Consider the following 18,865-nt stretch of genomic DNA (forward strand, 5'->3'; position numbering starts at 1 on the left):
TTCGGTTGGACGTTCAATGACCTTGCAGATCGGCGAGCCCGCCCCTGATTTCACCTTGCCAGACCAAGACGGAACGGCGGTGAAGCTTTCCCAGTTCAAGGGCCAACGGGTGGTGATCTACTTCTATCCCAAGGACGACACCCCCGGCTGCACCAAAGAAGCCTGCAATTTCCGCGACCAGTGGGGCGCATTCGAAAAGCAAGCCATCACCGTGCTCGGCATCAGCAAAGACGGCGCCAGCAGCCACGCCAAATTTATCGCCAAATATGACCTTCCCTTCACCTTGCTAAGCGACGCCGAGCCCTGCGCAGTGGCCGCGGCCTATGGGAGCTATGGGCTGAAGAAATTCATGGGCAAGGAATACATGGGCATGATGCGCCACACCTTTGTGGTGGATGCAGAAGGAAAGATCGAAAAGATCTACACAAAAGTGAAGTCCGAAACCATGGCTGACGACATCCTCAGCGATCTGGGCCTGGCCTGAGTGCCGCCAAGGCCTCAAGGGCCAGGTCTGGAGCCAGCTGTAGCGGCATAGCACTGACTAGCAGCTGCTGCAGCAATGGTTTCAGCAGGGGGCCATCTCCTCCCGTGAGCCAAAAACTGCAGCCCGGGCAGCTTGTTTTGGCTTCACGCCCAGCGGCGGCCAAGGCGGCCGCCAGACCCCGCAAAACCCCAGCGGCCATAGCTTCTGGTGTGGAGTGAGGCCAAAGTTCCGGGGGCAGATCTAAGGGCGGGTCCAAGGCAGGCAGTCCTGCAGTTTCAGCAGCCAGGGCCCGCAACTGCAAGGCAGCTCCGGCTAGCAACCGTCCTCCCCCAAATCGGCCCTCGCTGGTGACCAGGGTGAGGCTCAGGGCGGTGCCGCCGTCCGCCACCAATACGGGACCAGAGGCAAGGCACCAGGCCCGCCAACCCACTAGGGCACGGTCCACCCCCAGCCAGCCAGGCTGCTCCAACAAGGGCACATCTTTCAAATGCAGACGCCGCTCCAGCGGCAATGGAGCAGAGGCGGGCACCTGGCCCACCGCCGCCCAAGCAACCAGCCCCTCAAGCTGTCCCACACCGGCTGGAGCACTCCACGTACGCAGGCAGCCCAGCTCACCCTCTGCCCAGTGCCATCGGCTGTTGCCGATCAGCAGCCAACGGCCCTCGCTCAGATGCCCTCGCCCATCAATCCCGGCAGATGGATGCCACATTCTTGTTGGAGACCACCGAAACGGGTCGCCCGGCCGCTGACATCTCCTAGATCAGGAGCACTGGAGTGCCAGTCGCCCACCGTGGAATAACCCTGCTCAAACAGCGGGTGCTGGGGCAATTTGTGCTCTTCCATGTAGTAGTAAACATCCCGTTTACTCCAGGAGAGAAGGGGCCGCAGCGACCAGCGCTGACGCACCGCATCCAGCGGTTCCATGGCCTTGCGGTGATCGGTCTGGCTGCCGCGCACACCACTGGCCCAACAGGTCACCGCCAGATCAGTGAGGGCCCGGTCGAGGGGTTCCACCTTGCGGATGCGGTGATAAAGCGCCAGATCTCCCGGCTGGTCGGTTTCCCAAAGGCGGCCGTGCAGAGCTTCCATCCGGGCCGGGCTCATGGCCGACTGGGCCACCACTAACTGAAGCTGGAGCTGATCTACCAGGCGCTCGGCATATTGATAGGTCTCCGGCGGCAGATAGCCCGTATCAACCCAGATCACGGTTATGGGCCGACCGATATTGGCGGTCAGCTCACTGGCCATGTGCAGCAAAACTGCCGACTGAATGCCAAAACTGGTTGTTAAGGCAAATCCTGCCCCGAAGGTGTTCTGAGCCCAGCTCAGGCGCTCTTGGGCCGACAAAGGTGCAAGCAGCGCCCTGGCAGCGTCCAGATCGATCGGCCGACCGGAGCCATCGGGTGAAAGAGCTGGGACTTGGGCCATCTGCATCAAACCATCATCGCCCTTTGAGTAAGTCGCTGGTTAGGGTTCAAAAGCAGGTGCCGGCGAAAGACCACCAAAGCAATGCTGAATCCTGAGGCGGCGCGATCGCAGGCTGCGGTGACCCCGCCAACCGCACCGGTGGTGATCGTGGGCGGGGGCTTTGGTGGGCTTTACACCGCCCTCGCCCTGGCAGAGCGCCGCCACCATCCACCAATCCTGCTGATCGAACCCAACGATCGCTTCCTATTTCTGCCCCTGCTTTACGAACTGCTGAGCGGCGAACTGCGCAGCTGGGAGATCGCACCTCGCTACGACAGTTTGCTGGCCGGCAAAGGGGTGGCCTGGCTGCAGGACCGGGTTGTGCGCATCGACGCCCAGTCATCACAAGTTCATACCGCCAGCGGCCGGTGCCTGGCCTTCAGCCGCCTGGTGCTGGCCACGGGCGCCCAGGCCAATGACTTCGGCATCCCCGGCGTAGCTGAATACAGCCTCGGTTTTCGCACCTTGGCAGACGTGGAACGGCTGCAGCGGCTAATTCAGACCTTGAAGGAGCGGTCCCGGCCCCTGCAGCGTTTGGCCGTGGTGGGAGCTGGTGCCAGCGGGGTGGAATTGGCCTGCAAGCTGGCCGACCAATTGCAGGGGAGCACGATTGTGGACCTGATTGAGCAGGGCCCCGGACTGCTCCCCCAGGCCAAGGCCTTCAACCGAGAACAGGCTGAGCAGGCCCTGCAACGCCGAGATGTGAGGCTGCGAACCCACACCCGCGTCGAGGCGGTGCAATCAGGTGGACTGACGCTGCTGGGGCCAGCGGGCTCGGAACAGCTGAAGGTTGATGGGGTTATCTGGACTGCAGGCCTGCGCTTTCAATCGCTTGAATGCCAGCCGCCAATTCCTGTCGACCGACTTGGACGACTGAGCTGCGAGCCCACCCTGCAGCTGGTCGATCAGCCCCACCTATTTGCCCTGGGCGATATCGCCCAGCAGGAGTTACCCCTGCCAGCCACGGCCCAAGTGGCCTTCCAACAAGCTGAGTGCCTGGCCGCCAACCTGATGCATTCCCTTGCTGGCGAACCCCTCGATCCCTTCAACTACAACGACCTCGGCGAAATGATGAGCCTGGGCCGAGGTGAAGCAAGCCTCGTTGGCGGCGGATTCACCCTGGCGGGAGCGGCGGCATTTCAGATTCGCAAACTGGCCTACCTGGCCCGCTTACCTGGTAAGTCGCATCAGTTCAAAGTGGTCGCCGGCTGGCTAGCGGACTGGCCCCGGTGACCCTGCCGGGAGCCCAGGCTTGCGGTGGGCAAGGCCCGCCCATGATCAAATCCGTAATCGCTGTCTATCTGTGGTGAAACAAGGCGGCCTGGCGGGGCGCACGGCCGGCTTGCGACCCGCCCAAAAAAGACGCCTGGAACGCCTCTGTCACCGCCGCCATCCGGACGACCAGATAGCTGAATTGCTCTGCTTGCAGCGGCTTGCCAGCGAAAGCCGTGAGCTGGAGCTGCCGCTCACCTTGGTAGTGGATAGCCGGGGCCTGTGCCGGCTGCTCTGGGTGGGGCCGCTGGAGCAATCGGGCCGGCTGCTGGAGCGCCTGCCCGGCTCGGAGCGCCGCCAGGGCTCCGAGCTGCGGCTGATCACCTGCTGCGGCCGAACCAAACAACTCGAAGCCGGCCGCCAGGAGGGAATCGTGGGGCTGGACATAGCGCCCATCGTTTGGCTGCGCTTCGGCGACAGGGCGGGGGCGGGGGGCCAATGGCCCGCCCAACTGTTGGTGGCCCACCCCGACGCCGCCGAACCCTGGGCAGGCGAAGCGACTGAAGATCTAGCCGAGCTGTGCGGCCGGGATCCCCTCAGCCTCACCCCGCCAAATGCAGCCAGCGCTGGCGCCAAAGGCGCCAGCCAAGACGGCCCTGAACGGGTGCTGCTGCTAGCCCTCACCCCCGGCGAGCGCGGCCGGGCCCAGCGCCTTATCGCCGAACTGGAGGGACTCGTAGGCAGCGCCGGTGCCGTGTCGGTGGGAGTGGTGGAGCAGCGCCGCAGCCAGGTTGCCCCCCAGACCCTCTGGGGTGAGGGGAAAGTGGGTGAAGCGGCCCTGGAGGCCCGGCGGCTCGGCGCCACCCTGGTAGTGACAGACCGGGAGCTCACACCGGTGCAAGCCCGCAATCTGGAGCGGCTCCTCGATCTGCCGGTGAGCGACCGCAGTGAACTGATTCTCGACATCTTTGCCCAACGGGCCGCCAGCGCCGCCGGGCGCCTCCAGGTGGAGCTGGCCCAACTGCGCTACAGGCTGCCCCGACTCACCGGCCGCGGCCGCAGCCTGTCGCGGCAGGGGGGAGGAATCGGCACCCGGGGACCGGGCGAAACCCAACTGGAAAAAGATCGTCGCGCCATCGCCCGCCGGATTGAGCGATTGCAGCGGGAGGTGAGCCAGCTGGGCGAGCACCGGGCCCGGTTGCGCCGCAGCCGCCAGGGACTGCGGCGACTGGCCCTAGTGGGTTACACCAACGCCGGCAAAAGCTCCTTGCTCAACGCCTTAACCAAGGCCAGCGAAGCCCGCGCCGTGCTGGCCGAAAACAAGCTGTTCGCCACCCTTGATCCCACCACCCGACGACTTGAATTGCCGGAACCAGTGCTGCTCACTGACACGGTGGGCTTCATCCGCGATTTGCCCCCGCCCCTGCTGGAAGCCTTCCGCTCAACCCTGGAGGAAACCCTTGAAGCTGAGGGCCTGTTGATCGTGGTTGATCTGGCCGACCCGGCCTGGCCCGAGCAGTGGCGCACCGTCAACACCATCCTCGATTCCCTTGGAGCAACCGCCCCCAGGCGCCTGATCGCTAATCAAATCGACCGCTGCCCAGCCGGGGAGGTGGAGCGAGCCCGGGCGCTAGCCCCAACGGCCCTATTCATTTCCGCCACCGCCTGCCTGGGCCTGCAGCACCTGCGCCAGGAGTTGCGCAGCTGGCCCGAGTCAGCGCCTGAGGACGAAAACACCACATCTGCGCGCTGACTTGTGGCACGATCAGCACTTGCTTTCTTCCTCCCTTTCAGCCTCTATGGCCCTCCAACTCGGCGATACCGTTCCCGATTTCACCCAGGATTCCCAGCTCGGGCAGATTAATCTCTACGACTTCGGCGCTGACAGCTGGGTTGTGTTGTTCTCCCACCCGGCCGACTACACCCCTGTTTGCACCACAGAATTGGGAGAGGTATCCCGGCTGCGCCCTGAATGGGAAAAGCGCAACGTCAAAACCATCGCCCTAAGCGTGGATTCCGCCGAAAGCCACAACGGCTGGATCTGCGATATCAACGAAACCCAGAACACAACAGTTGATTATCCGATCCTGGCGGATGCCGACAAAAAGGTGAGCGACCTTTACGGGATGATTCACCCCAACTCCCTTAACAATCTGACCGTGCGTTCGGTGTTCATCATCGATCCCAACAAGAAACTGCGCCTGCAAATCACCTACCCCGCCAGCACTGGCCGCAACTTCCACGAAATCCTGCGGGTGATTGATTCCCTGCAGCTCACCGACAACCACTCCGTGGCCACCCCGGTGAATTGGAAAGACGGCGACGATTGCGTAGTGGTGCCATCGATCTCCACCGAAGATGCCCGCGCCAAATTTGCCAAGGGCGTCACTGAGATCAAGCCCTACCTGCGCATGACCCCCCAGCCCAACAAGTGAGCTTGGGCTGATGCGGGTGTTGGGGTTGATGAGCGGCACAAGCGCCGATGGCGTGGATGCCGTCCTGGCCAGCTTCAGCGGGCCGCCCCAACGTCCGCGCTGGAAGCTGGAAAAGCACCACTTCAACCCTTACCCCGCCGAGCTCCAACGCCAGCTAATTGGCGTTGGCCAAGGCCAATCGTTCGATAGTTCAACGCTGCTCGAATTGGCGGAAGCCGTGACCGAGCAGCAAGCTCTCGCCGCCAGAGCATGCGACCCCCAGGGCGGGGCCAAATTAGTTGGCTGCCACGGCCAGACCCTCTGGCATCGCCCGCCCCAGGATGGTCAGCGGGGTGCCAGCTGGCAACTACTTCAAGGGCCGCTGCTGGCGGAACTGCTGGCTACGCCGGTGGTATTCGATTTCCGCAGTGCCGATCTGGCCCTTGGCGGTCAGGGAGCGCCACTTGTCCCACCTGCAGACCAGGCCCTACTGGGTCGTTGCGGCGGCTGGCGGGCGGTACTGAATCTGGGGGGCATCGCCAACCTCACCCTGATCCCTCCAGCCCAGGGGCCCGAAAGTTGCCTGCCAGTGCGGGGCTGGGACTGTGGTCCTGCCAATACCCTGCTGGACCTGGCAACCATGCACTTCAGTCGCGGCCAGCAGAGCTATGACGCTGATGGGGCCTGGGCCCGCCAGGGACAGATGGATGAAGCCCTGATTCAACGCTGGTTAGCTGAGCCCTATTTCCAGAGCCCACCGCCAAAGTCCACCGGTCGAGAGCTATTCGGCCAGGCAGACCTGGAGCGACGGCTGGCCGAAGTCAAGGGGAGAGACGCGGCGGATGCCCTAGCCACCCTGACCGGCTTCAGTGCCGCGGTTGTAGCCCAGGAGTTGGGCCATGGGCCCCAAGCGATCGAGCTGCTGGTAGCTGGCGGTGGCTGCCGCAACAGCCTGCTAGTAGAACAACTGCAACGCCGCTGCCGCGGCCTGATCGTGCGGCCGCTGGCGGAATTTGGCATCGGCGAGGCAGAGAGAGAGGCCTTGGCCTTCGCCCTGCTGGCCTGGTGGCACGCCCTGGGGCATCAGGGGAATCTGCCCTCAGTCACCGGCGCCAGCGGCGGCGCCGTGCTGGGGCTGTGCGCCCGTCCTCAGTCCGGTCGGTGCAAGCGAACCCTGCGGGGAGCTCCGCGCAGGCGCTGGGTTTTCTGGGCCTGACTGGCCTCCAATTCCTGACGAAAAAACTCAGATTGGAAACCAGCCTGAACCGGGGAAGCCTGGCTGGCCTGGGCCTGCTGCAGCCGCTCCACACCTTGCTGGATCAGCACCTTGGCCATGTTGCTCACCGTGCGGGACTCGGCATCCGCGAATTCAGCCAACTGTTGGCAGAGCTCCTCGGGCAACACCACCTGAATGCGCGGTGATTTGGACTTGCCACTCGAGGAGGTCTGCCGGGTGGCCACGGAGTTGCGAAGCAAGCGTGGGGCAGAGCTGGAGCTTGCAATCCCCAGCCCATACCCCTCAGATACCAATCAGTGTACAGAGATGCACAAGGGTAGTATCCAAGACTATGCTGAAGGCAACCATCCCATCGGAGGTGCACACCGTGCCCCGTTCCTCCACCCCAAGCACCTCAACCCCTGCCTCGGCTGCCCAGGGCCGCAAGCGCCGGACAGCCGAACGCAGCGATGTGCTCGTCTCCGCAGTAATCAGCACCTACCTGCTCACCCACCTGCATCACGTTCTGCAGCGGGCTGAATACGGCGCCCAGCAGGAGGGAAGAGGCGCACTTGCAGCCAACTACGCCGAGCTGCGCAAAGTGCTTTGCCTAGATGCCCGCAGTATGGAAGATGCCTCAGCCTGTGGCACACCTGAGCAAGGCGAAAACCAGCTAGCCGCCTGAACCGATTCGATTTAAAATTCAGCCAATTTGCTGCCAGCAATGACCGCCAGCAACGACGACGTCCTACGAGTCGAAGCCCTACAAGACGACGCTGAACGACCTCTGCATGCCAACAATGCTGCTGAGCTCTACGCCCAAATCAGTGGCGACCACGACCTAACCCAAGCGCTGTTCCGCCAGGCCCTACAGGATCCTTCCGGGGCCATTAGCCGAATCATTGAGCTGGGCCAGCAGTTCGGCTTGCCGGTCACCTCCCAAGAGATCCGCACCTACATCTCCACCCTGGATGACAGCGTCAGCAAGCAGTGGCTGGTGAAGGCTCGCGGAGGGCTCTGAGTTGGTGCGGCGCTGTTGTCGCTGATCACGCTCCCCACCTGCCCAGCTGAAAAAGAGCCAGTAACTCACAAGCGCCAGACCAGCTGCGACAACCAGAGCTGCCACCTGCTCAAGGCGCTTAATCATGGCAATCACACGGGCAGGTGAGACGAGTCTGCACCAGATGATTGCCTAGCCGCCCCCCCGACAGACGGGTCGCCAGGGATGATGGATTTGGTCCCTAGACCCTTATCCGTGCTCCGCCTCGAACGCCTCGGCAAGATTTATCCCACTGGCGAGGTGCTGCGGGATGTCACCTGGGAGGTGAGGCCTGGAGACCGCATTGGCTTGGTGGGCGTCAACGGAGCTGGTAAGTCCACCCAGATGAAGATCATTGCGGGGCTGGAAGAGCCCAGCAGTGGCCTGGTGGTGAAGCAAGGCGAACCCAGCATTGCCTACCTGCAACAGGAATTCGACGTCGATCCAGCCCGCACGGTGCGAGAGGAGCTGTTCCAGGCATTCGGCGAAGCAGCTGAAGTGCTGATCCGCCAGCACCAGCTGGAGCACGAGATGGCCAGCGAGAAGGCCGCCAGCGACCCAGACCATCTCGACGAGCTAATCCACGAGCTAGGCCGGCTGCACAGCCGTTTCGAGGCGTTGCACGGCTACGAGCTCGACGCCCGCATCGACAAACTGCTGCCCACCATTGGCTTCAGCCCCGAGGGGGCCGAACAGCTGGTGGGGGATTATTCCGGCGGCTGGCAGATGCGCATCGCCCTCGGCAAAATCCTCCTCCAGGAACCGGATCTGCTTCTGCTCGACGAGCCCACCAACCATCTGGACGTTGAAACAATCCAGTGGCTCGAGGGCTATCTGGTCGAACAGACCGCGGCCCTAGTTGTGATCAGCCACGACCGCACCTTTCTGGATCGGGTCTGCAACCAGATAGTGGAGACCGAACGGGGGGTATCGCGCACCTACCTGGGCAATTACAGCCAGCATCTAGAGCAGAAAGTCCTGGAGCGCGAAGCAACCCAGGCCGCATTTGATCGCCAACAAAAGGAGCTGGGAGCCCAGCAGGCCTACATCGACCGCTTTCGGGCCAGTGCCACCCGCTCCACCCAGGCCAAAAGCCGGGAGAAACTGCTGGAGAAGGTTGAGCGGGTCGAAGCTCCGCTCGAAGGTGTCGGCGGGCCGCAATTCCGCTTTCCCGAAGCACCACGCTCTGGGCGCGTGGTGGCAGACATCAAAAACCTGACCCACAGCTACGGCGACCAGATTCTGTTTTTAGGGGCTGAGCTGGAGGTGGAACGGGGTGACCGCATCGCCTTTGTCGGGCCCAACGGCGCCGGCAAATCAACCCTACTGCGCCTAATCATGGGCAGCGAACAGCCCGAGGACGGCTGCGCCAGCCTCGGGGAGCACAACGTGATAGCGAACTACTTCGAGCAGAACCAGGCCGAAGCCCTAGACCTCTCCAAAACCGTGATCAACACGATCTTCGAGGTAGTGCCAGACTGGACTCAGACCCAAGTGCGCTCACTGCTAGGCAGCTTCTGCTTCAGCAACGAAAGCGTATTCAAGGAGGCCGGCAAACTCTCTGGAGGAGAGAAAGCCAGGCTGGCGCTGGCGTTAATGCTGCTCAGCCCCTGCAACCTCCTAGTTCTGGATGAGCCCACCAATCACCTTGATATTCCAGCCAAGCAGATGCTGGAAGACGCGCTGATCGAATATGAGGGTGCGGCCTTGCTGGTGAGCCACGACCGCTATTTCATCTCCAGGGTGGCCAACCGGATCGTGGAGATCCGGGATGGCCAACTGGTGCTCTACCGCGGCGATTATTCCTATTACCTCACCAAGAAAGAAGAGGAAGCTGGCCTGGCCCGGCAGGCCGAAGAAGCAGAACGCAAAACGGCAAAACAGGCCGCCAACAAGGCCAAACAGGCGTCTCGAAAATCCCAGTCAAAATCCAGCTGAGCAGCCCAGCCCGCAGTCCCTGCCTCAGCGGGTACACAGAACTTCACCGCCGCTTAGGCAGGAAGACTCATTTCACTAGCCCCCTTGGCTTGGTGTGCATAAGCTGACAAGGAGTCGCCACCGCAGGAGATCATGGGTAATTCACACATGGGCCCCAACGCCCAGGGCACCAGCTATCACGTCGCCGGCCATCAAGACAATGGCCGCCAAGGCGACGCTTTGGAGGTGTATTTCGAATGCATCACCACCTGCTCCCTGGATGACGGCGCCTGCGTGACGCGCTGCGTTGAAGAGCTACGCGAACAGCCCTGAGCTCAGACGTCGGCCAGCCCATCACCGCGCAACAGCAAATCAGCACAGGGAAAGCGCCCTGTCGCAACCGCTACGCGAGCGAATGAAACAGTTTGTAGCGTTATGGGGTCAAATAGTTACCTGTGGTGCGTGCCATGTCTGAACCACTCGCCCTCAGCCTCGGCCAGCAGTTTGAGCTGGAGCGCATGAACCGAGCTATTGAAGCCACCGCCGATCCCCAGACCCTGCAAGGCATTGCCAAGCAGCTACTCCAGGCCTGGCATAGCCAAAAGGCGGCAACCCAGTGGGTGATGCGTCAGCAACTCGGTGCACCTACCCAAGTTTCGCCAAGCCTGGGTAGTCCGTGGGGGCAAGAGGCCTAGGGGGCTGGGGTTAATTGGGCTGGAATAACCGTCAACCGCATCAATGTTCCGGCCCTATTCAGCCGAAGCTCCAAGCTTCCCCCCACCCCCGCCCTCTCCACCGCTGTTACCAGCTGGGAGGGGCTAGCGATGGGCTGATCACCCACGGCAACTATTACATCGCCCTTTTGCAGGCCTGCCCGCGCCGCTGGCCCGGAAGCTTGCACCGCCATCACCCGCACCCCTTGATTCAGCCCAGTGCCATCACCGGCACGAACCCCGTCGAGACTTACGCCGATTACTGGGTGGCTGACACGGCCAGAGGTAAGCAATTGGCGGGCAATATCCCGGGCCCGGTTAATCGGAATAGCAAATCCCAAGCCCGCACCAGGCCCGGTACGCACCAAGGTGTTAATGCCGATCACCTCGCCATCAGCGTTTAGCAGCGGACCGCCTGAATTGCCCGGGTTAATTGCTGCATCGGTCTGAATCAGATCCAAGCGCTTGTCTGTGATGCCCAGCTTGCTGGCATTGCGGTTGAGGTTGCTGATGATCCCCATTGTCACGGTGTTGTCCAACCCGTAAGGGTTGCCTACGGCAATTGCCCACTCGCCAACTTGCAGGCTGTCGGAGTTGCCCAAGGGCGCTACTGGCCAGGGGCCGCTGCCCGCCAACCTCACAACCGCCAGATCCGTGAGGCGATCGAGGCCGACAACCGTGCCTTCAACCCGGCGACCGCCCTGCAGCCCCACGGTCACCCGGTCTGATTTCTCCACCACGTGGGCATTGGTCAGAATCAAGCCCTCAGCCTGAAAAATAAAGCCGCTTCCCTGCCCCCGCTCCGTGCGCTGAGAGGGCTGCTGCTGCTGCTGGGGCATGCCAAAAAATTGGCGAAACAGGGGGTCGTTGAGCAGCCCTCTTGGCAAGCCTCCCGAAGCACTACCTGAGGCAGCCACGGTCCGTTCCGTGTCAATGGTCACCACCGCGGGTCCAGCACGGCGAACAGCAGCCGCCACAAATGACTGGCGGTTCAGGCTGACTGAAGTTGCACTCTGGGCGAGGGCGGCAGCGCCTGGCCAGGGAGCCGGGGGTGCCATTAGAGCCATCAGCACCAGCCCTGAACCCAGCCAGGGCAAGGCCCGCGAATCAGCCATCAATACAGGACTCAACTAGTCAAAACGTAAGCAACCAGCCAGCGACTGCCTAGAGCGGGATTTCCCTCCCAGGAAAGCCGCAACGGGCGATCAGGATCGGCCCTAATATTGGTAAACAAATCTTTCAATCCATGGACACCGGGCGACTGCTAATTGCTTTTCTCGCCTTCGGTGCCGCTTGCAGCACCCTGTGGGCCTGGATGGTTGCCAATATTGGAGAGGTTGCAGTCGTTGATCCCCAAACGGCTCGCTCCAGGCAATGATGGAATTGCGACACGCAACCATCTATCTGAGGCCAGCTTTAAGGCCATGAACACTGTGCTCTCCCAGCTTTTACCCCTGCTCTACGGGGCCTGTTTTGTGGCTCTGCTATGGCAAGCCTTCAGGGTGATGGGCCAAGGATTCCACGCCATTCCCCGTCCCGGTGATCGAGATGCCATGGGTACGCCAGCAGCACAAGCACCCGAAATCAGGTCCAATCACGACCGCACCGGCAGACTCACCATCCATCCGGAGCTGCTTGATTCAGATGGTCAGATCACCCAAGAAGACCTCTTAACCGTCCGCTTCAGCGGCGACAACGAGCAAGCTGCTTACCCAGGTGACCTCAGCTGAATAGGCTCTCCGTTGAGCAAGCGTTTTTCAGCGGAGACAGAAGGTGGATCAACGGACCCGAATAGTGGCTGCAGTGCTGACCAGTCTCAAACTGCCACCTCGTTTTCGCCTCAAGCTGATCAAGGAAGATCCGATTCGGTTGGAGTTGAGCATCACGCCTGCCTACGGCAGGGATCCAATTTTGGTAGGCCTGGTTGAATCTCAGGATCTCGTGGCTCGTCGCGACCGAGAGGGGCGCATCCCCAGGGACCTGCAAGGCACCTGGGACTGGACTGTTCGCCACGGCAAGGTGAGCACCGGGGGCTGGAATCCTTACCTCAAGGAGGCCTTGCAAACCATGTTTGAAACCGGCCTACCGGCGATCGTCTACGAGGAGCTCACAGGCGAGGCCTACCACCCGGTAGATGGCATTCGCCACGTGCGCTGATTCCACAAGGACAGCCCCCTGCCAACGCCCCCGCTACCGATTGACGGCCTGCTGGCGCCGCTGCTCGAAGCCTGCAGGCCCGGTGCCACCGTGCTGCTCCAGGCACCCCCTGGAGCAGGTAAAACGACTCGTGTGCCCCTGGCTCTGCTAGCAGGACTCAACCTGGAGTCGGGCAAGCCGGGTGCCGCATCTGGCCGCATCTGGATGCTGGAACCCCGTCGCCTGGCAGCCAAAGCGGCAGCCCAAAGGCTGGCGGCCGAGCTCGGTGAGCCCCTCGGCCAGCAAGTTGGCTACAGCGTGCGGCTCGAATCCTGCATCTCAGCCGCCACCCGACTGGAGGTGCTTACAGACGGCCTGTTTCTGCGGCGCTTGCAGGCAAATCCTGGCCTTGATCGGGTGGACTGCCTGATTTTTGACGAATTCCACGAGCGCGGCGCCGACACCGACCTATCCCTTGCCCTGGTGCGTCAGGCCAGGGAGCTGCTGAGGCCAGAGCTGCAGCTGGTGCTGATGTCTGCCACCCTCAACCTGGCCCCGCTGGCGGAGCAGCTGCCTGGGGCCACCGTGCTGACCAGCGAAGGGCGTTGCTATCCGGTGGCAATCAGCCACCAGCCACCGCGACCAGGCGAAAGGCTGGCGCAACAGGTGGTGCGCGCCCTTGAGCAGCACTGGCTAGAGCCGCGCGGCGACGGCGAAACCGTGCTGGTTTTCCTCCCCGGGCAGAGGGAGATCCAGGACTGCAGCAGGGCGATCGCCGCCACCGACTGGGGAAAGCCCAGCCATCAAGGCGTGGAGTGCGTTCCCCTGCACGGCAACCTGCCGTTGGAGGCCCAGGGCCGCGCTATCGGCCCGGCCAGCAACGCCGCGGGCAAGGTGGTGCTCGCCACTTCCATCGCTGAGAGTTCCCTCACCTTGGCCGGGGTAACGCTGGTGCTCGACAGTGGTCTGAGCCGCCGCAACCGCTTCGATCCCGGAAGTGGACTTGATGGCCTCGTCACCGTACCCGCAAGCCAAGCCAGCGCTGATCAACGGGCCGGCCGGGCCGGGCGCCTGGGTCCAGGTCGCTGCCTGCGCCTCTGGTCGCCCGCTGAACAGCAGCGTCGTCCCGCTTTCGATCCACCGGAGTTGCTCGAGGTAGATCCATTGCCCCTGGCCCTGCAACTGGCCCAGTGGGGCGATCCCCTTGGCAGGGACCTGCATTGGATAGACCCACCAGCGCCTGCACCCCTAAAGGAGGCCCGTCTGCAGCTCGACCAGCTTGGTGCTCTGGCAGCCACCGGGCGGCTTAACAGCCACGGGCAGCGCCTGGCCCAGCTGGGGGTGCATCCGCGCCTCGCCCAGCTGCTACTGCTGGGCGAGCAACTAGGCCAATTGGAGCTGGCCTGCGGCCTGGCGGTGCTGCTGAGCGAGCGCGATCCCCTCAACCGTCAGGAGGCCGGCAGTGACCTGCTGCGGCGGCTTGATTGGCTAGGTGAAAACCGCCCTGGAGATAGCTCCCAGCGCCGGCTGCGTCAGCTGCAAAGCCAGCTGCAGCGCCAGGTCAGGCAGCTAGGTGGTATTAGTTCCAGTCCTCCAGCTGCAATGCCGGTTGGCCGATCCGTAACCCTGTCGGAAGCGGCGGCCTCGCTAGTTGCCGCCGCCTATCCCGAGCGGCTAGCCCTAGCCAGAGCAGGAAAGCCTGGCCGCTACCTGCTCAGTGGCGGCCGCGGCGCCGTGCTCCATGCAGACGATCCCCTAGCGGCCTGCTCTGCTCTGGCCGTTGCCCAGCTTGACGGCCAGGGCCAGGACGCTCGCATCCAGCTAGCGATCCCCATTGATATCGGGCAACTGCGGCAACTGGCGGAGCAGCCCGGCGGACAAGGAAATATCGCGGTGGAGGCGCGTTGGGATGGAGAAGGTCAACGGGTGCGCTGCGAACGCTCCCTGCGACTAGGGGCGCTGGTGCTTGAGCGCCGCAGCTGGAGCGAAGCAGAACCGGCCTTGATTCGCAGCGCCCTACTTGAGGGCCTGCGGCAGCTGGGACTGGAGGCTCTGCCATGGGATCCCGTTAGCCGCCAACTCCAGCAACGCCTCAGCCTGGCCCACCAGCACCTAGGAGCCCCATGGCCCGACTGCAGCCCCCAGCAGCTACTGGAACAGCTAGACGAATGGCTCGGCCCCCACCTCAACGGCCTCCGCAGCCGCGACGACCTGCAGGGAATACCCCTAGGCGAAGCCCTCTGGGGTGACGCCCCCTGGAGCCTGCGTCCCCAACTAGATCAGCTGCTGCCTGTGGCCCTGACCGTGCCCTCTGGCCGCCAAGTCAAGCTCGATTACAGCAGCGGCCAGCCCGTGCTGGCGGTAAAGCTGCAGGAGCTCTTCGGCGCTCGCACAAACCCAATGGTGCTCTCAGGTCAGCTAGCAGTGACCGTGCACCTGCTCACACCGGCCGGCCGGCCGGCGGCGATCACCCAGGATCTGGCGGGCTTCTGGGAGCGCAGCTATCCGGAGGTGCGCAGGGAGCTGCGCGGGCGCTACCCCCGTCACCCCTGGCCAGAAGACCCGTGCCAAGCCCAGGCGACGGCCCTTACCAAAGCAAGGCTGCAACAGGGGAGTCATCGAGCCTGAGGGGCATGGGGCAATAAGGCACCTGCCTGCCCCAAACTGGAACTTTCCGGCAAGGCTGCCTTGGCTCGCTTTTACGTCAACAACCGTCGTGATGGCTCGCGCCTGCTTAGCAGCGCCCTAGTGATCTGCGTCGCAGGGCTGATCCGCGTTGACCATCCGATTGGGCGATCGGTAGCGCTGATAGCAGGCCTGGTGAGCCTCTACTGGTGGATCTGCTACCGGCAGATCCAGCCGTGACTGCAGCCGGTGAATTTTCAGGCATACCGCGCTACGGCGTGACAGAACTGAATGGCGCGGTCGCATCGCTGCTAGAGCGCGGTTTTGCACCTCGGTTTCTGCTTGACGCAACCGTGAGCAGGCCCCAGCTCAAAAAGGGACATCTCTGGATGACCCTGGTCGACGAGCAGGCATCAATTTCGGCGGTGGTTTGGGCTTCCCAGCTGGCGAAGCTCAGCTTCGTTCCCGAAGACGGAGATGGGGTCGTAGTGGTGGGCAAGCTCAACTTTTGGAGCAACCGGGCAAGCCTCTGCGTTCAGGCTCTGGACATCAGGCCAAGCCTGAGTTCGGTCCTGCGTCAGTTCGAACAAGTGCGGGAGCGGCTAGCCCTCGACGGGCTGCTGAATCAAGCTCGCAAGCGCCCCCTACCCGCTTTCCCAAGGCGCATTGCCCTACTCACGAGCTGTCCGAGCTCCGCGTTGGCCGACATGCTGCGCACCAGCGCCGAACGCTGGCCGGCGACAGCTGTGGTCGTGGTGCCAATACCAGTACAAGGCCCCGTACACGAAGCCATCTGCCGAACCCTGGAAAAACTGAACTCTCAAGTGGAGCGGTTGGGCATCGATGCGATCGTGATCGGCCGAGGTGGCGGCAGCCGCGAAGACCTAGCCGTGTTTGATAACGAAGTGGTGGCGCGGTGCTTAGCCGCCTGCCCAGTGCCCGTGGTCAGCGGCATTGGCCACGAAGATGACACCACCGTTGCAGACCTGGTGGCGGACTACAGGGCCGCCACCCCCACCGCTGCCTTGGTGGCCCTATTGCCAGATCACCGCGTAGCGGTGCAGACATTGCAGCAGCAGGGGAGACATCTGCAGCAACTCATCCAACTGAGGCTGCAGGGAGAACGTCAGCGACTCAGTCGGGATCGAGAACGACTAGCGGGGGTAAATCCCCTCGCCCTTTTGACCAGTCGTCGCCAGGCCCTGGGACATGCCCAGCAGCTGCTGCAAGCACTTTCGCCTGCACACCAGCTCAAGAGAGGATTCTGCTTGCTGAGCGATGGCAAAGGGGTTGTGGTGCGCTCCGTGCAGCAACTTAAAAAAGGCGGCGAAGTCATCGCCCAACTCACAGATGGGCAGGCAAGCGCCGTGGTGCGCGAGATTCTGCATCAAGCTCCGGAGGCGAAGCCCTGAACGATGCCTAAAGCAAAAGCCACAAGCAAAACACAAGAAAATGAAAGCATCGAAAACGTTGGCGCCGATCTCTCATACAACGAAGCCCACACCGCCCTACAACTGGCCTTATCAGCCCTGCAAGCCACGGACCTGGATGTTGAAGCAATGACAGGCCTATACCGGCAAGCCCGCGCCTACCTGAATCGCTGTGAAGCGGTACTCGCCCATGTGGAACAGGAAGTGATGTTGTGGCAGGAAGGAGATAACGCTGTAGTCCCCTTTAAAGAGCTCACCTAGAACCACCTCAAATCATGGCAGCCAATTCCGAAAACAGCTCTAGCAACACCACCACCGCCATTCAGGGCAATTCAACCTTGAAATGGCTGTATCTGGCCTTGGCGATCAGCGGTGCAGTACTGCCCTGGCTGGCAAACGTTGACTTCATCAGGGAATACGGATCAAGCTTCGACTTGGGCATGTTTGTCCGTCTTGCAAATGCAAATCCAGCCGCCAGTTCCCTATCAAGAGACCTAGCAATAGGAGCAACGGCAGTGGTGATTTGGATTGTGCAGGAGAGCAAGCGGCTGCAGATGCGAGGGCTGCCTTGGGTACTGCTCAGCTGCGTAACATTTGCCTTCGCATGTGGAGCCCCACTGTTCTTGTATTTACGAGAGCGCCGCCTGGAGGAAATAGCGCGCGACCAAGAGCCTAAGACTACCGGCCAGGAAATAGCGGCAAGTAATTAGCAGTAAGTAATTAGCGAAAAGCTCAAGAAGACGGGTCGTCTTCACTGACGACCTGTACATCAATGGTGACATGACTAACATCAAACTGTTCATTGGGCTCTGCACCCTCCGTAGGCGCGGCAAAAGCACCTCCACAAGCTGGGCAAATTTCCTTCTCCATGGAGGTGAAACCACAAGTATCACAGGTACGCAATCTTCTTTGAATCACCTGCCAAGCCACAAAGCCAGCCGCTCCCAGCAATAGGGGCAACAGCACCAGGAGCAAGGTTATGCCTCCGAGAAGATCGAGCACGAAGCGCCCTGCCGGACCGGGAGCAAGGAGCAGCAAGAGCGCTAACAGCAACCAGAGCCAGGTACGTGATCGCTCCATCAGCTGATCTCAATTGGGGCAGATGCATCCATCCTGACGCGCTGGCGCCGTTCCATGACTACACACAAACACTGACCGTAGTAAAGGATGACACCAACCAACCAAACCCAAAGACTCAACAACAAAACACCGCCCACCAATCCATAGGCCTGGAAGCGCACCCCTACTGCCAACAGAATGCGCCCAAGCACCAAATTAAGGATGGTAAGGGTTGAACCTATTAAAAGCGCCCCAGGGAACAGAGGCTGCCAAGCGACACGACGCGATGGTAATACCCACAACAACAACATGGCTAAAGCAATAGCAATCAGCAACGAAATAAACAAATCGAGAATTGATGACACGGGACGCTGCAAATCGCGAGCAATGGGCAAAATCTCCAAGGCACGGGCCCACAAGCTTGCCGAACCCAGCAGTCGCATGCTGGTGAAAGCCTGATCCACCACAATAAAAAGAGCGAATAATGAAACAAGACCGAAAGCCTTGATACGCAAACGCAGATAACGGACTACCAAACGCTTCCATGGCAAATCTTCAAGCCCAGCCGGGCGATTCCACCAAAGACGATCAGCACCACGCTGCAAAGTGAGATAGGCGTTGCTTGCCGTTAAAATCAATACAACGGCACCAAGGATTCCAGCCCCAAATCCTTGCCTTAAAAAAGCTGACAATGTGGAAGAGAAAATCGGCATCGCCGAGCTGGGCAAGATTTCCGAAACGACTACCAACAATCTTTCAACCAAACCCTCATCCCCGCCTAGCAACCTTGCCGCAATGGAAAGTGCTATCAGAAGTACGGGGAACAAAGACTGAAGACTGTGATATGCGAAAGCAGCACTGAGGTCAACACAGTCGAGCTTCAGCCACAACTTATAAGCCAGCCAAAAGGGCAGTAAACCTTGCCTCTGAGCACCATCCCATCTACGCAGGTCCCAGAGAGCTCGTGAACGCACTATCTAGCCACCATCTGGAACTAGATGGACACTAGACGCAGACGCTGTAGTTACCAAGCCCCACCAAGAAGCTTAACCAACAAAAAAGCCACCCCTACGGGTGGCTTTTGAGTAAACCGCCCCATCCTCTTTCAAGAAGATGGGGCAATTTATTTGGATGAATATTTTACCTGGCATCG

Annotated in this window: 23 protein-coding genes; 17 read left to right on the forward strand and 6 right to left on the reverse strand. The window is 61.5% G+C overall.

The features are described 5' to 3' along the window. Window positions 1–16 precede the first annotated feature (16 nt). Complete coding sequence (gene bcp / locus KBY85_RS09880; RefSeq protein ID WP_106632560.1) at window positions 17–484, forward strand: thioredoxin-dependent thiol peroxidase; 468 nt, start codon at window positions 17–19, stop codon at window positions 482–484. Here the strand turns inward: bcp and KBY85_RS09885 are convergent. Next, a complete protein-coding gene (locus tag KBY85_RS09885; protein WP_254961343.1) occupies window positions 462–1,193 on the reverse strand; it encodes a type III pantothenate kinase in 732 nt (243 codons plus the stop codon). The two genes, bcp and KBY85_RS09885, sit on opposite strands and share 23 nt — an antisense overlap. Beyond that, the gene (locus tag KBY85_RS09890) at window positions 1,151–1,918 is read right to left on the reverse strand and encodes a phosphoadenylyl-sulfate reductase (RefSeq protein WP_254931632.1); all 768 of its coding nucleotides are present in this window, start codon (window positions 1,916–1,918) and stop codon (window positions 1,151–1,153) included. The genes KBY85_RS09885 and KBY85_RS09890 overlap by 43 nt, the downstream gene beginning before the upstream one ends. Before the next feature lie 111 nt (window positions 1,919–2,029). On the opposite strand from KBY85_RS09890, the gene KBY85_RS09895 reads away from it, so the two are divergent. From KBY85_RS09895 to KBY85_RS09910, 4 genes are all read left to right on the forward strand, one after another. Continuing rightward, window positions 2,030–3,184 carry an FAD-dependent oxidoreductase gene (locus tag KBY85_RS09895; RefSeq protein WP_315859535.1) on the forward strand — a complete coding sequence of 385 codons (1,155 nt, stop codon included), beginning with the start codon at window positions 2,030–2,032 and terminating at the stop codon, window positions 3,182–3,184. Window positions 3,185–3,257: 73 nt separating this feature from the next. Next, on the forward strand, window positions 3,258–4,916 hold the full coding sequence (gene hflX, locus KBY85_RS09900; RefSeq protein ID WP_254961345.1) for a GTPase HflX: 1,659 nt from the start codon (window positions 3,258–3,260) through the stop codon (window positions 4,914–4,916). A gap of 46 nt (window positions 4,917–4,962) precedes the next feature. Further along, entirely contained in the window at window positions 4,963–5,598 is a 636-nt protein-coding gene (locus KBY85_RS09905) for a peroxiredoxin (protein WP_254942166.1), read from the forward strand. A 10-nt stretch (window positions 5,599–5,608) separates the two neighbouring features. Further along, window positions 5,609–6,793 (forward strand): anhydro-N-acetylmuramic acid kinase, encoded by a 1,185-nt coding sequence (locus tag KBY85_RS09910; protein ID WP_254961346.1) that lies wholly within the window; start codon window positions 5,609–5,611, stop codon window positions 6,791–6,793. Here KBY85_RS09910 and KBY85_RS09915 read toward each other — a convergent pair. Continuing rightward, window positions 6,727–7,038 carry a ribbon-helix-helix domain-containing protein gene (locus KBY85_RS09915; RefSeq protein ID WP_254961347.1) on the reverse strand — a complete coding sequence of 104 codons (312 nt, stop codon included), beginning with the start codon at window positions 7,036–7,038 and terminating at the stop codon, window positions 6,727–6,729. The two genes, KBY85_RS09910 and KBY85_RS09915, sit on opposite strands and share 67 nt — an antisense overlap. A gap of 143 nt (window positions 7,039–7,181) precedes the next feature. Between KBY85_RS09915 and KBY85_RS09920 the strand changes: the two genes are divergently transcribed. The 5 genes from KBY85_RS09920 (at window position 7,182) to KBY85_RS09940 (ending at window position 10,444) form a co-directional block, all read left to right on the forward strand. Then, window positions 7,182–7,478, forward strand: a complete 297-nt coding sequence (locus tag KBY85_RS09920; protein ID WP_254942164.1) for a hypothetical protein — start codon at window positions 7,182–7,184, stop codon at window positions 7,476–7,478. Window positions 7,479–7,517: 39 nt separating this feature from the next. After that, window positions 7,518–7,814: a hypothetical protein gene (locus KBY85_RS09925; RefSeq protein ID WP_254961348.1), complete on the forward strand. Its 297-nt coding sequence runs from the start codon at window positions 7,518–7,520 to the stop codon at window positions 7,812–7,814. A gap of 234 nt (window positions 7,815–8,048) precedes the next feature. Beyond that, window positions 8,049–9,770, forward strand: coding sequence for an ATP-binding cassette domain-containing protein (locus tag KBY85_RS09930; protein WP_254931517.1), 1,722 nt, complete (start codon window positions 8,049–8,051; stop codon window positions 9,768–9,770). 132 nt (window positions 9,771–9,902) lie between these two features. After that, window positions 9,903–10,082: a hypothetical protein gene (locus KBY85_RS09935; protein WP_254931518.1), complete on the forward strand. Its 180-nt coding sequence runs from the start codon at window positions 9,903–9,905 to the stop codon at window positions 10,080–10,082. Window positions 10,083–10,216: 134 nt separating this feature from the next. Next, entirely contained in the window at window positions 10,217–10,444 is a 228-nt protein-coding gene (locus KBY85_RS09940; protein ID WP_106632552.1) for a hypothetical protein, read from the forward strand. Here KBY85_RS09940 and KBY85_RS09945 read toward each other — a convergent pair. Next, window positions 10,441–11,577, reverse strand: coding sequence for a trypsin-like peptidase domain-containing protein (locus KBY85_RS09945; protein ID WP_254961349.1), 1,137 nt, complete (start codon window positions 11,575–11,577; stop codon window positions 10,441–10,443). The genes KBY85_RS09940 and KBY85_RS09945 overlap by 4 nt on opposite strands. 309 nt (window positions 11,578–11,886) lie before the next feature. Between KBY85_RS09945 and KBY85_RS09950 the strand changes: the two genes are divergently transcribed. From KBY85_RS09950 to KBY85_RS09980, 7 genes are read left to right on the forward strand one after another with little or no spacing between them, the layout of a single operon-like run. Beyond that, window positions 11,887–12,192, forward strand: coding sequence for a DUF2973 domain-containing protein (locus tag KBY85_RS09950; protein ID WP_254931519.1), 306 nt, complete (start codon window positions 11,887–11,889; stop codon window positions 12,190–12,192). A gap of 43 nt (window positions 12,193–12,235) precedes the next feature. Next, on the forward strand, window positions 12,236–12,619 hold the full coding sequence (locus tag KBY85_RS09955; protein WP_106632550.1) for a hypothetical protein: 384 nt from the start codon (window positions 12,236–12,238) through the stop codon (window positions 12,617–12,619). 39 nt (window positions 12,620–12,658) lie between these two features. Then, window positions 12,659–15,226 carry an ATP-dependent helicase HrpB gene (hrpB, locus tag KBY85_RS09960; protein ID WP_315859979.1) on the forward strand — a complete coding sequence of 856 codons (2,568 nt, stop codon included), beginning with the start codon at window positions 12,659–12,661 and terminating at the stop codon, window positions 15,224–15,226. Between the two features lie 60 nt (window positions 15,227–15,286). Beyond that, the gene (locus KBY85_RS09965) at window positions 15,287–15,463 is read left to right on the forward strand and encodes a hypothetical protein (RefSeq protein WP_254931520.1); all 177 of its coding nucleotides are present in this window, start codon (window positions 15,287–15,289) and stop codon (window positions 15,461–15,463) included. Next, on the forward strand, window positions 15,460–16,635 hold the full coding sequence (xseA, locus tag KBY85_RS09970; protein ID WP_254931527.1) for an exodeoxyribonuclease VII large subunit: 1,176 nt from the start codon (window positions 15,460–15,462) through the stop codon (window positions 16,633–16,635). The genes KBY85_RS09965 and xseA overlap by 4 nt, the downstream gene beginning before the upstream one ends. Window positions 16,636–16,638: 3 nt before the next feature. Beyond that, window positions 16,639–16,914 carry an exodeoxyribonuclease VII small subunit gene (locus KBY85_RS09975; protein WP_254931521.1) on the forward strand — a complete coding sequence of 92 codons (276 nt, stop codon included), beginning with the start codon at window positions 16,639–16,641 and terminating at the stop codon, window positions 16,912–16,914. A 14-nt stretch (window positions 16,915–16,928) separates the two neighbouring features. Then, a complete protein-coding gene (locus KBY85_RS09980; protein WP_254931522.1) occupies window positions 16,929–17,363 on the forward strand; it encodes a DUF2834 domain-containing protein in 435 nt (144 codons plus the stop codon). A gap of 22 nt (window positions 17,364–17,385) precedes the next feature. On the opposite strand, the gene KBY85_RS09985 is transcribed toward KBY85_RS09980, so the two are convergent. Next, the gene (locus tag KBY85_RS09985) at window positions 17,386–17,733 is read right to left on the reverse strand and encodes a hypothetical protein (RefSeq protein WP_254931523.1); all 348 of its coding nucleotides are present in this window, start codon (window positions 17,731–17,733) and stop codon (window positions 17,386–17,388) included. Beyond that, window positions 17,733–18,686: a YihY/virulence factor BrkB family protein gene (locus KBY85_RS09990; RefSeq protein ID WP_254961350.1), complete on the reverse strand. Its 954-nt coding sequence runs from the start codon at window positions 18,684–18,686 to the stop codon at window positions 17,733–17,735. The genes KBY85_RS09985 and KBY85_RS09990 overlap by 1 nt, the downstream gene beginning before the upstream one ends. Window positions 18,687–18,865: the final 179 nt, after the last annotated feature.

It is taken from the genome of Cyanobium sp. BA5m-10 (assembly GCF_024346255.1).
GTDB classification, from domain to species: domain Bacteria; phylum Cyanobacteriota; class Cyanobacteriia; order PCC-6307; family Cyanobiaceae; genus Cyanobium_A; species Cyanobium_A usitatum.